This is a genomic window from Streptomyces yatensis (genome assembly GCF_018069625.1).
GTDB lineage: Bacteria > Actinomycetota > Actinomycetes > Streptomycetales > Streptomycetaceae > Streptomyces > Streptomyces yatensis.
Genome location: NZ_CP072941.1, coordinates 8,271,929 through 8,284,603 on the forward strand (window position 1 = coordinate 8,271,929; position 12,675 = coordinate 8,284,603).

Annotated in this window: 13 protein-coding genes and 1 pseudogene; 8 read left to right on the plus strand and 6 right to left on the minus strand. The window is 71.6% G+C overall.

Annotated elements, in window-relative coordinates; genetic code table 11:
* The first annotated feature begins 1 nt into the window (after position 1).
* Positions 2–457: a VOC family protein gene (locus tag J8403_RS34565; protein WP_211126567.1), complete on the plus strand. Its 456-nt coding sequence runs from the start codon at positions 2–4 to the stop codon at positions 455–457.
* A 311-nt stretch (positions 458–768) separates the two neighbouring features.
* Here the strand turns inward: J8403_RS34565 and J8403_RS34570 are convergent, their stop codons facing one another.
* Positions 769–1,806: an LLM class flavin-dependent oxidoreductase gene (locus tag J8403_RS34570; RefSeq protein ID WP_211126568.1), complete on the minus strand. Its 1,038-nt coding sequence runs from the start codon at positions 1,804–1,806 to the stop codon at positions 769–771.
* 108 nt (positions 1,807–1,914) lie between these two features.
* A complete protein-coding gene (locus tag J8403_RS34575) occupies positions 1,915–3,126 on the minus strand; it encodes an MFS transporter (protein ID WP_246586131.1) in 1,212 nt (403 codons plus the stop codon).
* 90 nt (positions 3,127–3,216) lie between these two features.
* Between J8403_RS34575 and J8403_RS34580 the strand changes: the two genes are divergently transcribed.
* On the plus strand, positions 3,217–3,978 hold the full coding sequence (locus J8403_RS34580) for a DeoR/GlpR family DNA-binding transcription regulator (protein ID WP_211126570.1): 762 nt from the start codon (positions 3,217–3,219) through the stop codon (positions 3,976–3,978).
* A 257-nt stretch (positions 3,979–4,235) separates the two neighbouring features.
* Here J8403_RS34580 and J8403_RS44835 read toward each other — a convergent pair.
* Positions 4,236–4,337 (minus strand): annotated as a pseudogene (locus tag J8403_RS44835) (maleylpyruvate isomerase family mycothiol-dependent enzyme); the annotation flags it as partial.
* 73 nt (positions 4,338–4,410) lie between these two features.
* Here J8403_RS44835 and J8403_RS34585 point away from each other — a divergent pair.
* Both J8403_RS34585 and J8403_RS34590 read left to right on the plus strand, forming a co-directional pair.
* The gene (locus J8403_RS34585; RefSeq protein ID WP_211126571.1) at positions 4,411–5,853 is read left to right on the plus strand and encodes an MFS transporter; all 1,443 of its coding nucleotides are present in this window, start codon (positions 4,411–4,413) and stop codon (positions 5,851–5,853) included.
* A complete protein-coding gene (locus tag J8403_RS34590; RefSeq protein WP_211126572.1) occupies positions 5,853–6,341 on the plus strand; it encodes a MarR family winged helix-turn-helix transcriptional regulator in 489 nt (162 codons plus the stop codon). The genes J8403_RS34585 and J8403_RS34590 overlap by 1 nt, the downstream gene beginning before the upstream one ends.
* A gap of 450 nt (positions 6,342–6,791) precedes the next feature.
* On the opposite strand, the gene J8403_RS34595 is transcribed toward J8403_RS34590, so the two are convergent.
* The 3 genes from J8403_RS34595 to J8403_RS34605 form a co-directional block, all read right to left on the minus strand.
* The gene (locus J8403_RS34595; RefSeq protein ID WP_211126573.1) at positions 6,792–7,580 is read right to left on the minus strand and encodes an ABC transporter permease; all 789 of its coding nucleotides are present in this window, start codon (positions 7,578–7,580) and stop codon (positions 6,792–6,794) included.
* Positions 7,581–7,752: 172 nt separating this feature from the next.
* Positions 7,753–8,682, minus strand: coding sequence for a M48 family metalloprotease (locus J8403_RS34600; RefSeq protein WP_211126574.1), 930 nt, complete (start codon positions 8,680–8,682; stop codon positions 7,753–7,755).
* A complete protein-coding gene (locus J8403_RS34605) occupies positions 8,679–9,050 on the minus strand; it encodes a BlaI/MecI/CopY family transcriptional regulator (protein ID WP_211126575.1) in 372 nt (123 codons plus the stop codon). The genes J8403_RS34600 and J8403_RS34605 overlap by 4 nt, the downstream gene beginning before the upstream one ends.
* 119 nt (positions 9,051–9,169) lie before the next feature.
* On the opposite strand from J8403_RS34605, the gene J8403_RS34610 reads away from it, so the two are divergent.
* The 4 genes from J8403_RS34610 to J8403_RS34625 are packed head-to-tail and all read left to right on the plus strand — an operon-like array spanning position 9,170 to position 12,629.
* Complete coding sequence (locus J8403_RS34610) at positions 9,170–9,832, plus strand: DedA family protein (protein WP_211126576.1); 663 nt, start codon at positions 9,170–9,172, stop codon at positions 9,830–9,832.
* A 49-nt stretch (positions 9,833–9,881) separates the two neighbouring features.
* On the plus strand, positions 9,882–10,598 hold the full coding sequence (locus J8403_RS34615) for a phosphatase PAP2 family protein (protein WP_211126577.1): 717 nt from the start codon (positions 9,882–9,884) through the stop codon (positions 10,596–10,598).
* Positions 10,567–11,229 carry a response regulator transcription factor gene (locus tag J8403_RS34620; RefSeq protein WP_211126578.1) on the plus strand — a complete coding sequence of 221 codons (663 nt, stop codon included), beginning with the start codon at positions 10,567–10,569 and terminating at the stop codon, positions 11,227–11,229. The genes J8403_RS34615 and J8403_RS34620 overlap by 32 nt, the downstream gene beginning before the upstream one ends.
* The gene (locus J8403_RS34625) at positions 11,226–12,629 is read left to right on the plus strand and encodes a sensor histidine kinase (RefSeq protein WP_211126579.1); all 1,404 of its coding nucleotides are present in this window, start codon (positions 11,226–11,228) and stop codon (positions 12,627–12,629) included. Before J8403_RS34620 ends, J8403_RS34625 begins: the two co-directional genes overlap by 4 nt.
* Positions 12,630–12,675 lie beyond the last annotated feature (46 nt).

Here is a 12,675-nt window from a genome sequence, read left to right on the forward strand (position 1 = left end):
AATGACTGCCTTCTACCATGTGTGCTTCGTGGTCCCGGATATCGAGCAGGCGATGCAGGATCTTCGGCGTGCAGCCGGGGCCGAGTGGAGTGAGCCCGTGTCCGACCGGCTCGGTGAGTGGGACTTCCGCATCGTCTTCACCGCAGGCGGGCCGCCCTTCATCGAGCTCATTGAGGGGCCCTCAGACAGTCCCTGGGACGCGTCCAAGGGAGCCAGGTTCGATCACATCGGCTTCTGGACCAGCGATGTGCGGCACGGTTCCCAGCGTCTGGAAGAAGAGGGCATGCCTGTGGACTTCTCCGGTTGCCTCTATGGCCGACCGTTCGCCTATCACCAGATGGACAGCATCGGTGCCCGGATCGAACTCGTTGACGTCGGCAGGCAGGCCAGCTTCCTCAACCGGTGGCATCCGGGCGGGAAGCCGATGCCCGCCATCGACGAGACGCCCAGAAGCTGATACGCCCGGTGTCTTCGTGGGGTCCCGTCCGCTGTTGGGAGACCCCCGTCCGGGCGCTCCCCGTCCGGGCGGTTGTCACAGGGCGAGGCTCATCAGGATCTCGTCCCGGTCGTCGCCGGGGGCCACCCACATCCTCATCATGGACGAGGCCCACGCCCGCCACGTCCTCGCAGCCTGCGAGCAGCACTACAACGAGCACCGACCCCACCAAGCACGCAATCAGTTACCACCCGACGCCGCTGAACAATCTGCCGTGGCGCATGACCTCAACACTCACAAAGTCCTGCGTACCCGGATCCTCGGCGGTCTCCTCAACGAGTACCGCTATGCCGTCTGATCAGCCGCGATGACTTTTCGAGCGGCACAGGGTCCAGGGCGCGGGCGAGCGAGTCCAGGGACGCGAGGGCGTCAGGGCCGGTGGGAGCGAGGACGATGCTGGTCGCGCCCGCTGCGTGGCGGGCCTTGATCGCCTCGTGTGCCTGGTCGGGAGTGCCGGCGATGCTCAGTTGGCGGACCCAGGCGGCGGGCATGGTCTGGGCGAATTGCCGGGCGTCGGCGCAGGCGGCGCGGTGTTCGCGCAGCTGCGTGGCGAACGGGAGGGGGTCGATGTGGGCGGCCCAATCCGGATCGCCGATGGCACTGAGTCCGTCGCGGACGCCGGCGAGAGCGGCGTCCTCGTCGTCATCCACGGCGGCGGCGTCGTAGGTGACGACTTCGGGGGCGTCGGCGTCCGAAGTGCTGCCCATGTGCCGCAGTGAGGAGGCGATGTAGGCGGGGGCCGCGGGCTCGGCCAGGAGGAGCCCGTCGGCCACCTCGCCCGCGGCTGCCTGTGACTTGGGGCCGCGTACACCGAGGATGACCGGCGGGACGATGTCGGGAGTCTCGGTGATGACGACGCCTTCGCAGTGCACGTAGCGGCCGCCTGCCGGACCGGGCTCGCCGCGCATGAGCAGGCGCAGCGCGGTGGTGTATTCCTTGATCAGCGTCAGGGGACTGGCGGGCCAGGCCCCTGCCTGACGCATCCAGTCGGGCATACCGTGACCGATGCCGGTGATCAGTCGGCCGGGGTAGAGCTGGGCGAGGGTGGCCAGTTCCATCGCGGCGAAGCACACGTTGCGGGCACCGGCGGGCATGATGCCGATGCCGACGGTGATGCCCGTGGTACTGGCGAGGATCGGGCCGGCCTGCGCGAGTGCGCCGCGCCAGCCGAGATCCTCCACCACCCACACCTGGTCGAACCCCAGCTCTTCGGCTCGCCGGGCGTAGGGCAGCACGTCCCGGACGGGCAGATCGCGGGGGAGCAGGACACCGACACGGCCGCGGGCGGGGATGGCGTCTGACTCGGGCATCGACGGCTCCTTCTGTTGGCGGTGGTTTCTCTCCCCACCGGATCCAGCGACCGGCGGGGGCGGAGGGGCCTGTGCGGCACGGGCGTCAGGGTCGTGCCGCACAGGCGGTCAGTGGCTGCTGCGTGCCACCTCGCGCGTGCGGTCGGATCCGGTGCGCAGGACTCCGGCGGCCGCGGCGGCGATGGCGCACAGCAGAGTCAGCAGCAGCAAGGCGTGGTTCAGTGCCACGAGATGGGTCAGCCAGCCGATGACGGCGGGCCCGGAGAGCATGCCGAGGTAACCGAGCCCGGCGACGCGGGAGACGTTGGCGCCGGCAGCGGAGGGGTCGGCGCGCCCGGCCGCGCTGAACAGCTGAGGAACGCAGCCGGACAGTCCCAGGCCGAACAGCGCCCAGCCCGCGAACGCGGCCCATATCCACGGCGAGACGGCCACGATCGTGATCCCGACGGCGGCCGTGACCGCGCCGTGGCGCAGGACGGCAATGGGCCCGAACCGGCCGGAGACGCGGTCGGCGAGCAGCCGGCCGGTGGTCATCGCCGCCGCGTAGGTGCCGTATCCGACGGCGGCGGTGCTCGCGGGTGCGCCGAGGATGTCCTTCAGGTGCAGAGCGCTCCAGTCGTTGGCGGCTCCCTCGCTCAGCATGACCATCAAAGCCAGGGCGGCGAGGACCCAGATACGCCCGGGGGCGCTGCGTCGCTTCCCGGCCGGGGTCCCCTCACCCTCTGCGGTGGCGGTGGCGGTGGCGGTGGCGGCCGACGTCGGCGCGGTCGGCAGCAGACCGTGGGCCGACGCCAGTGCGGTCACGATGCCCACGATTCCCACGGCGCCCATGCCTGCGGCCGGGCTCATACCGGCGCTCGCGGCGCCCGCTCCGACGAGTGAGGCGATGACGCCGCCGACGGAGAACATGGCATGGAAGGCCGACATGACGGGCCGGTTGTATGCCTTCTCCACGTGCACGGCGTGGGCGTTCATGCTCACGTCGAGGCAGCCGTTGCAGAAGCCGAAGACCAGCAGGGCGCCCGCCAGCATCCAGGGGTCGTGCGGCAGGCCGGGCAGCACCGCAGCCGTGCTGGACAGAACGCCGGCGACGGGGAGCACGACGCGCGCCCCGAGGCGGTCGGCCAGACGGCCGGCGATCTGCATCCCCGTGAAGGCCCCGAGCCCCAGCAGCACCAGCAGGCTCCCCAGCGTCGCGTGGCTGATGCCCACGCGCTCCTCGATGGCGGGGATGTGCACCACCCAGGTGCCCATCAGGGTGCCGCACAGGACGAAGTAGACGAAGTTCGCCACACGGGCGGATCGAAGCGAGCGTTCCATGCCTGCCACCGTAACGAACATATTTTATGTTTGGAAAGCTGGTCTGTGAACAGTTTGCTTGTTCGTTTTGGGGTGGTGTTCAATCGCGGTATGAGCAACGCAGACCGTCACGGGCTGATCGCCCAGGCCGTCAGGGAGTCGGGCAGTGTCACGGTCCAGGGACTCGCCGAGCTGACCGGTGCCTCGGAGATGACCATCCGGCGCGACCTCGACACACTGGCCGCGCAAGGCGTCCTCGAACGCGTCCGAGGCGGGGCTCGCACCCTGCTGCTCAGGGGTGAGGAGCCGCCCTTCGCGCTGCGCGCCCGTGAGGCAGTCGACACCAAGCGCCGGATCGCGGCAGAGGTGTCCTCCCTCATCGCCGACGGTGAGACCGTCCTGCTGGACAGCGGCACCACCTGCCTGGAGGTCGCCCGCCTGCTGCGTCAGCGGCCGGTCACCGTGATGCCCCTGTCATTGCAGGCCATCCACGTACTCGGCGACGCCCCAGGTCCGACCACGCTGATGGTGCCCGGCGGACAGCCCCGCGCCGCCGAGGGAGCCCTGACCGGCCCCCTCACCCTCGCCTCCCTGTCGGCACTGCGCTTTGACACCGCCGTCATCGGCTGCTGCGGCCTGAGCGCGGCCGAGGGTCTGACCGCCCACGACCTCGACGACGCGGCGGTGAAGAAGGCGAGCATCGCCTCTTCGCGTCGCGTCATCGTCGCCACCGACGGCAGCAAACTCGGCCGTACCGCCTACGCCTACGTGGGCCCCTCCACCCAACTGCACACCCTCGTCACCGATGCCACGGCACCCGCCGACGAGGTGGCAGCGCTCGAAGAGGGCGGCACCGTCGTCAAAACCGCCTGACGAGTACCCGCGTGGGCGTACCGCCCATCACCGCACCGGCACGGAAACCGGGAGTCGCTGCCGGTCGTCGCAGCGGGTCGGCCACACCCTTCACCAGGTCGTCGAAGGTGTTGGGGGCCCGGCAGGGACAGCGACTCCTCTGCGGCGCGGCAGGAGATCGGCTCGCCACCGTCACCGACCGGCGAGCCGGCGGTGCGGAACATGGGCAGGTTCGCTTGTGGGGCGTGGCCACCGGGAAGATGCGTGCACCCTGATCTGTCCGGCTGGTTGCCGCGGGTGCACAGGCGCCAAGCGGTTTCCGCGTCCAGGCCGTGTGCGGTGGGACGTGCCGTGTCCGGTTTTTGTGCCAGCGACCAGCGCCGGAGCCAGGGCAGGCCATTTAGTTGTGTCTGTATAATGATTGTGATGACACAATTAAATGGAAGGTCCATCATGCCCGATCTCGCTCCTCGGCGACGATGGCTCGTGCTGGCCATCTGCTGCATGAGCCTGCTGATCGTCAGTCTCGACAACACGATCCTGAACGTCGCCCTGCCCTCCATCCAGCGCGACCTGCACACGTCGGTGTCCGGGCTGCAATGGACGGTGGACGCGTACACGCTGGTGCTGGCGAGCCTGTTGATGCTGTCCGGGTCGACCGCCGACCGGGTGGGCCGTCGGCGCACGTTTCAGGCCGGGCTGGTGATCTTCACCGTGGCCTCGCTGCTGTGCAGTCTGGCTCCCGGCCTCGGCTGGCTGGTCGTCGCGCGGATGCTGCAGGCGGTCGGCGGGTCGATGCTGAACCCGGTCGCCATGTCGATCATCAGCAACACCTTCACCGATGCCCGGGAACGGGCCCGTGCGATCGGCGCGTGGAGCGGTGTCGTGGGCATCAGCATGGCCGCCGGGCCGATCATCGGGGGTGCGCTGGTGGAGTCGTCCGGTTGGCGGGCGATTTTCTGGATCAACGTGCCCATCGGCCTTGCCGCGCTCATCCTGACCCGGAGGTATGTGCCGGAGTCCCGGGCGCCGCGGGCTCGCCGCGCGGACCCGGTCGGGCAGGCGCTCGTCATCGTGCTGCTCGTCGCGCTGACGTACGCGATCATCGAGTCGCCGAACCTGGGCTGGACCTCTCCGGTGGTCTCCGGGTGTGCGGTCGCGGCGCTGGGCGCGCTGCTGGGGCTGCTGTGGTACGAACCGAGGCGCGCCGACCCGCTCATCGACCTGCGGTTCTTCCGTTCCGCGCCGTTCTCGGGCGCCACGGTGATCGCGGTGGCCGCGTTCGCCGGTCTGGGTGGATTCCTGTTCGTCAGCTCCCTGTACCTTCAGGATGTGCGGCAACTCGATCCGCTGCACGCCGGATTGTTCATGCTGCCCATGGCGGTCATGGCGCTGCTGACCGCACCCGTGTCGGGCCGCATGGTGGCCTCGCGGGGGCCGCGTACTCCGCTGCTGCTCGCCGGGACGGCGTTCTGCGCGAGCGCCGTGCTCCAGGCGCTCACCTACTCCGCGCACCTTCCGGTGGCCCTGCTGGTCGTCGCGTATCTGCTCTTCGGCACCGGCTTCGGGCTGGTCAACGCGCCCATCACCAATACCGCCGTCTCGGGGATGCCCCGTTCACAGGCCGGTGTCGCGGCCGCGGTGGCCTCCACCAGCCGGCAGACCGGACAGTCGCTCGGCGTGGCCGTCATCGGTGCCCTCATGGCCGGGGGAGTGCACGCGGACGCGGCGGCGTTCATGGACGCGGCACGGACGGCATGGTGGATCGTCGCCGGTTGCGGCGCGGCGGTGCTGGTCATGGGTACGCTCACTTCCGGCCGCTGGGCCCGGGCAACGGCCCAGCGCACGGCGGAGCGGCTCGCCGCCGAGGAGACCAAGGAGACAGTGAACGTCTGATGGAGCGCCCATATGACAACGAGCCGCACGAGGGGGACGAGCAGGACGAGCGGGACGAGGCCGACGAGCGGGACGACGAGACCGCCAGGACGGCGGCCCGGGCCTGGCTGGGTCTGAACACGCTCCTGATGGAGCGTTACAACCGCCGCAAGGCGGTCGCGGAGAGCCTCGGCATGAGCTTCAGCCGCGTCAGAGCGTTGCGCCGCCTCGCCGCCGGCCCGATCACCCTTCGCGAACTGGCCGAGCGGCTGGGCGCCGACCCGCCTTACACCTCCGTCATCGTCGACGATCTCGTACGGCGCGGCCTCGCCGAACGCATCACCAACCCGGCCGACCGCCGGTCCAAGCTGGTCCATCTCACCGAGGACGGCCAGGCGTTGGCCGCCCGCGCCGTCGCGGTCCTCACGACTCCCCCCGACGCCCTGCTCGCCCTGCCGATCGAGGACATCCAGGCGCTCGACCGCGTCGTGGCCAAGCTTCTGAAATGAGCCAACGGCGTCTGGTCCGCCGGGAGCGGGGCGGGTTCGCCCTCGACCCTGAGCCGTACCGGAACGCCGTGCCGCTGCCGGTGGGTGTCCGCCGCCGTGGCCAGTTCCTCGTCGAGTGGCGCGAGGTCGCAGCGCAGGGCGTGCACCGCGCGGCGGGTCTCGGCGAGCCCGTCGGCGGTCAGCCGCCGCGCTCCGTCGAGCACGGTGACCGCCCGGTCGACCCGGATGGAGCGGACGGTACGGGGCCGACCGCGGCGTGGGCCGGGAGGCCTTCGCGTGGCGGTGGCGGAGCAGGTCGCGGTGCCAGCGCAGGAGAGTGTCCGGAGAGACGATCAGGCGGAGTCGGCGGAGCCGTGACTTCGATGGGTGAGCCTCGATGGGCAACCGCCTCGTCCTCCAGCCATGGATACCGAGCTTCATGGCCGGCCGACCATGACGACGAGACGGGCCTCATCTGTGACCGCCCCTGGGGCGGTGGAGGTGGCCGCGAGCGACGAGTTCGACGGTGCAGGCAACGGCCACTGCCTGGATCGCCATCAGGGCGACGAGGACGAACAGTTGGACGGCTCCCGCGGCGGTGGGGCTGGCGCCGCCCAGGAGCATGCCGACGAAGGCGCCCGGGAGTGTCACCAGTCCAACGGTGCGTGTCTGGTCGAGACCGGGCAGCAGGGCATCGGACGCGGCCGGGCGGGCGATCTCCATGCGTGCGTCCCGGTCCGACAGTCCCAGGGCCAGGCCCGCCTCGAACTCGCCGTGTCGCAGGTCGAGTTCGTCCAGTGCCCGCCGTCCCGACAGCACGGTGGCGGTCAGCGCCCCGCCGATGAAGATCCCGGTCACCGGGATCAGCACGATGCCCTTCGGAGGCACCAGGCCGGTCAGCAGCAGCAGGCTCACGACCGGCAGCACGCTCAGCGCGATGGGCCACAGTGCCAGCCACCACGACCGGTCCGGTGTCAGGCGCCGCCCGGCGGTCCACACCGCCACGCCCAGCATCAAGACCAAGAAGGCCATCGTCGCGAGGCCCGAGCCCACCACCTTCGTGATGACCGCGGAGACGGCGGCCAGCTGGAGTGCGGCACGCACACCGGCCAGCAGAACCTGCCGGGCCCGGTGCGTGCGCACGTCCGGCGACAGATGGAAGAGGGCAACGGCTGCGGTCGCGGCCAGGAGGAGGACGACGAGCAGGACGGCCAGTGTGGTGTTGACCGGCAGCAGGGAGGAGGCTGCGTTCGGACGCATGGCGCGGGCCCCCTTCCATGGCGGCTTTCGCTCTCGGGCGGAGGAGTGAATGGGGTTTCGGCCCGTGGCGCACTCCCGCCCGCGCAGCATGGCGTTCTGGTGCCGAAGCTGCCACCGGCGGCGCCGCATTCGTGAACGGCGCGGCTTCGGGGTAACCCGACGGGCGGGTAGGTCAGGGGCTCTCCTCGCCTTGGGCGACTTCGACGTCGTGGTGGAAGGTGAGCACATCGGTCGTCGCGGCGCCTGCCGACAGGAGTGCGCAGACGGCGAGGAGGAGCGCCGCCCAGCGCCGGGATGGGGCCGGCCGTTCCGCGGGCGCCAGGAGCGCGGCGACGCGCTGGGGTATCGGTCCACCGGTCACCCCGGAGGCGAAGTCCGGGCGGGCGGAACGGGAGGCGTGGCCGGCCAGCGCGGCGCGGGCGATGGCCCTGGCCGTGAGGTGCCGGTCGCCGACGGCGCCGGCGGCGGCCTCATCGGCGGCGCGTTCGGCGGCGAACCGGATGTCAGTGCGCAGCCCGCGCAGGGCGGGGTGGCAGTGGGCGGCGATTTCGGCGGCGGCGAGGAAATAGTGGTGGCCGCCTCGGTTGTGGGCGCGTTCGTGGGCGAAGAGGGCCTCGCGCTCGGCCGGGCCGAGGCTGCGCAGCATGCCGGTGGTGACGACGATGCGCTGCGGGCGGCCGGGCAGCGCGTAGGCGTCCGGATAAGGCGAGTCGATGACGCACAGGTCGCCCACGGCAGGGCGGGCCTCAGCCTGGGTGCGGGCAGCGCGGAAGGCGCCGACCTGGCGAACGGCCGAACGCCCCAGAGCCCACGCGCCGACGGCGAGCGCGCCGGTGGCCAGCGAGGCCGCGGGCAGAATGAGCAGGTCGGAGGGCGTGCGCAGGGGGTGGACAAGCTCGCCGAGCGCCGCGAAGAGCGGAAACCTGAGCAGCCCGGTCAGCACGAGGGCGCCCAGGGCGGCCACGCACGCGCCGGCCAGCACCAGGGCGGAGCCGGTCAGCATCCACAGCGCGCTGACCGGGTCCAGGCGGGCGAGGGCGCGCCGGGCCGACGGCGGTGCCGCGAAGGGCAGCAGCAGGGGGACCAGCAACAGGGCGATCACCGCTCGTCCCCCTCCAGCAGCCGCCGCAGCACCTGCTCGTCGTCGGCGCTGAGCTGGGCGACGAAACGGGCCAGAACCGTCTCCCGGTCGGTGTCCCGCGCCAGCTCCCCGTGCATGCGCCGGGCGGTGAGCCCGGGGGCGTCCTGGACGGCGAAGTAGGCGTAGCCACGGCCCAGCCGCTCGCGCCCGACGACGCCCTTGTCGTGCAGGCGGGACAGGATCGTCGTCACCGTCGTACGCGCCAGGCCGACACCGAGCTCCCGCTGCACGCGGCTCGGGGTGAGCGGCTCGCCGGCGGCCCACAGGGCCGCCATGACGGCGGCTTCCAGTTCGCCCGCCGGACGCCGTTCGTCCTTCTCGTCGGTCATGGAACGTTCCTCACCCCGCCATCGTCTACAGTTCAGTAGACCGTCTACAGGATTGTAGTCAATGGGGTGCCGTCTCGGCCGCACCCGTCCGTCCATCCAGTATGAGAGGGCTCGCGCCGATGGCCGCACCCCCCTTCGCCGAAGCATCGCAGCTCGCGGTGAACATCCTCAGTGCCCAGTCCCTGCTGTCCGCCTTCGGCGTAGTGGGGGTCGGCGTGGTGCTGTTCGCCGAGACGGGCCTGCTGATCGGCTTCTTCCTGCCAGGTGACTCACTGCTGTTCACGGCCGGACTGCTGTGCACCGGGACCGCCGACCGGGGTGTGCGGCTGTCCCTCGGCCCGCTCCTGATCGCCGCCGCCGTCGGCGCGCTCACCGGTGCGCAGTGGGGGTATCTGCTCGGCCGGAAGGCGGGCGGAGCGCTGCTCGCCCGCAGTCGCTCGCCCCGGCTGCACGAAGGCGCCAAACGGGCCGAGGAGCTGTTGGAGCGGTACGGGTACGCCAAGGCGATCGTGCTCGCCCGTTTCGTACCGGTGGTGCGCACGGTGCTGAATCCGCTGGCGGGCGCCCTTGGCGTCCCGGCCCGGACGTTCACGGTGTGGCAGATGGCCGGCGGACTCGTCTGGAGCCTGGGACTGACGCTCGCCGGGTACGGGCTCGGGTCCTCCATCCCCAGCATCGACACGTACCTCCTCCCGGTGATCGCGCTCATCGTGATCGTGTCACTGATCCCGCTCGCGGCGGAGCTGTACCGCTCCCGCAAGGCCAAGGCGGCGAGGCGATGATCGCCACTGCCGGCGGCTCGCGGCCCGGTGAGCGGCCGGTGCTGATGCCGTGAAGCGCAAGGAAGTCGCCGGACTGGCCGGGGGCGCGGGCCTGGCTTCGTGGGTGGCGTTCGGCGCGCTGAGCATGGTCGTCATCTGCCACGACGGCGCCCCGCTGCTCATGGACCACGGTCTGCTCGCCTGGTCCATGGGTCACCGCCCCGAGGTGGCGGTGGCCCTGGCCCGTGGGCTGACCGCGACCGGAACCGGTGTGACCCCGTACGTGCTCGTCGCCGTGGCCGGAGTCGTCGTGGGACGGACGCTGCCGCGTCGGCTCCTCGCCGCGGCTTCGGGCCTCGCCTGTCTCGGTGCCGGCCAGGCCCTCCGGTACGGCGTGATGACGTCGATCGCGCGGGCCCGCCCGCCGCATACGGACTGGGACACGCACGCCTCGGGCTGGTCGTTCCCCTCCGGCCACGCCACCACGGCGGCTCTCACCGCGGGACTGGTGATCCTCGCGATATGGGTGCGTGCCCCGCGCGGGAGGGTGCCGGTGTGCCTGGTGGTCGGCTGCTGGGGCGCGCTGGTCGGACTGACCCGTGTGTACCTGGGGGTGCACTGGTTCACCGATGTGATCGGCGGCTGGCTGTTCGCCATCGGCTGGCTCGGAGTGTGCCTGTGCGCGGCGATCCGGTGGCCGCCCACACGGTTCGTTACGGAAGCCGCACCCAGGGACGAAGGAGGGACGGAGGGCGATGGACCACAGAATCCTGGTCGTCGAGGATGATCACGCCCTGCGTGATGTCCTGCTGCGCGGGCTGCGCGAGGAAGGCTTCGCCACGGTGCCGGCCGCGGACGGTGCCACCGCCCTGCGCCTGGCCGCCGGAGGCATCGCCGCGGCCGTGCTCGACGTCGGGCTGCCCGACGCGGACGGGCGGGACGTGTGCCAGGCGATGCGCGCGGGCGGATTCCTCTTCCCCGTCATCTTCCTGACGGCCCGCCATGGGCTCGCCGACCGGTTGTCCGGGTTCTCCTCCGGGGGCGACGACTACCTGCCCAAGCCGTTCCATCTCGCCGAACTCGCCGCCCGGCTGCGCGCCGCCCTCAAGCGCGCCGGGCCCGCCCCCGCGGCCACCGCCGGGGACCTGGTTCTCGACCCCGTCCGGCACAGCGTCACCGTCGGCGGGGCCCAGGTCGACCTGACCCCGACGGAGTTCCGGCTGCTGGCCACCCTCATGGCGGCCGCCGGCGGCATCGTGCGCCGGCGTGAGCTGGTCCGGGCGGGCTGGCCCGAGGGCGCACAGGTCAGCGACAACACCCTCGACCAGTACGTGACCCGGCTGCGCCGCAAACTGGGCGAAGCCCGCAGTGAGCTGACGATCGGCACCGCCCGCGGGATCGGACACCGTCTGTCATGACCGCCGTGCTCGCCCGGCTCGCGCCGCGCACTCTGCGCGGTCGGCTCTCCCTGGTCGCCCTGACCACCGCCGCGCTGCTGATGACGTTCCTGACCGTGGCGTTCAACACCGTGGTCCGCCACCACCTCCAGCGCCAGGCGGACGATGAGCTGCGCACCCGGGCGGCCGCCGTGGCCACGACCGTCGACACGAGCGGTCCGACGGTGCGCGTCCGGGAGTCCCCCGACGACGGGCTCCTCGACACGAACGTGTGGATCTACACGGGCACCCGGCTGCTCGAACAACCGCCGTCCCCCGCCGTTTCGCTGACCCACGCCGCCGAACAGCTCGCCGCACGCGGCGGGCGGGACTGCACCACCGCCACCACCACCGGCCACGCTCCCGGACGTATCCGGCTGTGTGCCCGGCCGCTGCGCGGCGGCGACCACCCGGCCACGGTGGTCACGGCCCTGGACCTGGCCCCGTACCGCGGTTCCGCGGACACCCTGCTGCTGGGGTCGCTCGCCCTGGACGTGGCGATGCTCGGCTGCACCTACGTCCTCACCCGGTTGGCGGTGGGCCGCGCGCTGCGCCCCGTGCGCACCATGACCGACCAGGCCACCCAGCGGAACGCCGTCACCTCCGAGGAGCGCTTCGGCACGGCGCGGCACCCGGTCGAGCTCGCCCGGCTGGGCACCTCCCTGGACACACTTCTGGACCGCATCCGCACGCTACTGCGCCACGAACGGCAGCTCACCGGCGAACTCTCACACGAACTGCGCACCCCGCTCAGCCGGATCGTCGCCGAGCTGGACTGGTGGCGGGCCCGGCCGCGCTCGACCGCCGAGACCCGCGCCACCCACCAGGTCATCGCCGACGCCACGCGGTCCATGCGGACGATCTGCGACACGCTCCTGGACGACGCCCGCGGCGGCACCCACACCACGGGCACGGCAAAGGTCCGGCCCGTACTGCGCCGTCTCGTCGAACACCTCGACGTCCCGGACCATGTGACGATCAGCCTCGACGATCAGCAGGCCCACCACGCCCACCAGCCTCACCAGGCGAACCCCGCCGCATGCCCGGAAGCCGGAGTCCCTCCGGCCCTCCTCGAACGCATCGTCGGCCCGCTGCTCGCCAACGCCCTCCGGTACGCCCGGTCCAGCGTCGTCGTTCGCACGGCCCGCGAATCCGGTGGCGTACGCGTCGACATCACCGACGACGGGCCCGGCGTTCCGAGGCCGTTCATCGACCAGCTCTTCCAGCCGGGCCGGCGCGCCGATCCCGGTGACGGACACGGCGGAGCGGGCCTCGGACTGCCGCTCGCACGGCGCCTGGCCCGCTCAGCCGGCGGTGAGGTGTCCTATGACAGCGGGCACGCGCCCGGGGCGAGGTTCATGGTCCGCCTGCCGCCCGGCTGACCCGGTGCCCCCTCCCTCGTGATCGGCGGTCCGAACGCATCCGGAA

Coding starts and splice junctions, on each gene's coding strand:
- J8403_RS34575 (WP_246586131.1), bottom strand. CDS start 3,126: ATGGAACGCTCGCTTCGATCCGCCCGTGTGGCGAACTTCGTCTACTTC.
- J8403_RS34620 (WP_211126578.1), top strand. CDS start 10,567: ATGGACCACAGAATCCTGGTCGTCGAGGATGATCACGCCCTGCGTGAT.
- J8403_RS34580 (WP_211126570.1), top strand. CDS start 3,217: ATGAGCAACGCAGACCGTCACGGGCTGATCGCCCAGGCCGTCAGGGAG.
- J8403_RS34610 (WP_211126576.1), top strand. CDS start 9,170: ATGGCCGCACCCCCCTTCGCCGAAGCATCGCAGCTCGCGGTGAACATC.
- J8403_RS34605 (WP_211126575.1), bottom strand. CDS start 9,050: ATGACCGACGAGAAGGACGAACGGCGTCCGGCGGGCGAACTGGAAGCC.
- J8403_RS34625 (WP_211126579.1), top strand. CDS start 11,226: ATGACCGCCGTGCTCGCCCGGCTCGCGCCGCGCACTCTGCGCGGTCGG.
- J8403_RS34595 (WP_211126573.1), bottom strand. CDS start 7,580: ATGCGTCCGAACGCAGCCTCCTCCCTGCTGCCGGTCAACACCACACTG.
- J8403_RS34585 (WP_211126571.1), top strand. CDS start 4,411: ATGCCCGATCTCGCTCCTCGGCGACGATGGCTCGTGCTGGCCATCTGC.
- J8403_RS34570 (WP_211126568.1), bottom strand. CDS start 1,806: ATGCCCGAGTCAGACGCCATCCCCGCCCGCGGCCGTGTCGGTGTCCTG.
- J8403_RS34565 (WP_211126567.1), top strand. CDS start 2: ATGACTGCCTTCTACCATGTGTGCTTCGTGGTCCCGGATATCGAGCAG.
- J8403_RS34590 (WP_211126572.1), top strand. CDS start 5,853: ATGGAGCGCCCATATGACAACGAGCCGCACGAGGGGGACGAGCAGGAC.